General features: G+C 48.8%; 1 protein-coding gene. It reads right to left on the reverse strand.

From position 1 onward, the window contains the following. Positions 1-280 precede the first annotated feature (280 nt). Entirely contained in the window at positions 281-955 is a 675-nt protein-coding gene (locus tag RIG61_00245; protein ID MEQ9617588.1) for a hypothetical protein, read from the reverse strand. Positions 956-1,223: the final 268 nt, after the last annotated feature.

Raw genomic sequence — 1,223 nt, forward strand, 5'->3', positions numbered from 1 at the left:
ATAGTGTGTTTTCTGAAAAGACGACGACTGCACGAAATTTGTCTAAGAACAGATTATCTCGGCTAAAATCTTTTAATACAACCTCAGCCCCAAAAAGATTTTAACGCCTCAATACTCTGTTTTCTTTACGCCAATTCCGTGAATGTCGGGAAAGGAAAAAGCAAGATTGCCGCGCCTTCTTCGAATACTCGCAATGACGTCCATCGATTGGACTCAAGAGGAGCGGCATTTTTCTTTGATTCGTTGGAATCATACCGGGCGCGCAAGAGGATTCAGTATATTAATGCATGTTATAATCGCTAGCCCTTTTCACGATAGCCTCGCCCGGCTTGCATGAAAATTCGCCCGAGGGATTCTTCTTCATGGTCCCGAGATCGACCGACATTTTCTCTATGTAGAGGGCGGTCTTTCCTTCCGCCTCCCACTTCCGGGCGTCCGGGCAGGGTATCTTCTCCCTTACGCTCTTTCTCGCCTTCAGCACCCGGTTGTAATGGAGCGCGCCGTTCTCGATAACAGGGTCCGCGTACCAGTCGAAGAAGACGAGGCTCCTCGACGGAAGGTCGATTGCCAGGAGTCTTTTGTGCTCCTCTCCCGGCCACTGGTCTATAAACAAATAGTTTTTATAGATGCCCGAAAAGGTATTCGAGCCCTGGAACTCCCCCGCGTTTATCGTATAGTAGGTTTTTCGCGCGTCGAGCGAGCACGGTTCTGCGTCCTTCCCGCTTTTATCGAAGATGTATATGTCCTGGCCCTCGAAGCTCGGGGACTTCCTGGTGTATATAAGATAGTTATTATAGGCGTATGCCGTCCCGCCTTTGCATTCGGTGATTGTGGCGGCGTCCGCGCCCGGTATGCCGAACTGCTCCTCGGAGCGGGCGCGGTGGGGATAAACGGCGGCGGTTATGAAAAATACGAGAGCCGCAATTGACAGAGCGGGGATTCTTTGCCGGTTCATGGAGATAGAATACCCACGCGCTGTGGAGGGGCAAGAATGTGGTGGGGGATTGCAGCAGGGCTTCCAGATTTCGTATAACTACGTCAGAGCGAGTAGCCCATTTGAAATGACAAAGAAAAAAGGCAAAAATAAATTCTTCTTTTCCTTGATGAAAAGAAGCACACACATAGTGTGTTTTCTGAAAAGACGACGACTGCACGAAATTTGTCTAAGAACAGATTATCTCGGCTAAAATCTTTTAATACAACCTCAGCCCCAAAAAGATTTT

This window comes from Deltaproteobacteria bacterium, from assembly GCA_040223695.1.
In the GTDB taxonomy this organism is placed as follows: domain Bacteria; phylum Desulfobacterota_D; class UBA1144; order Nemesobacterales; family UBA2774; genus JAVKFU01.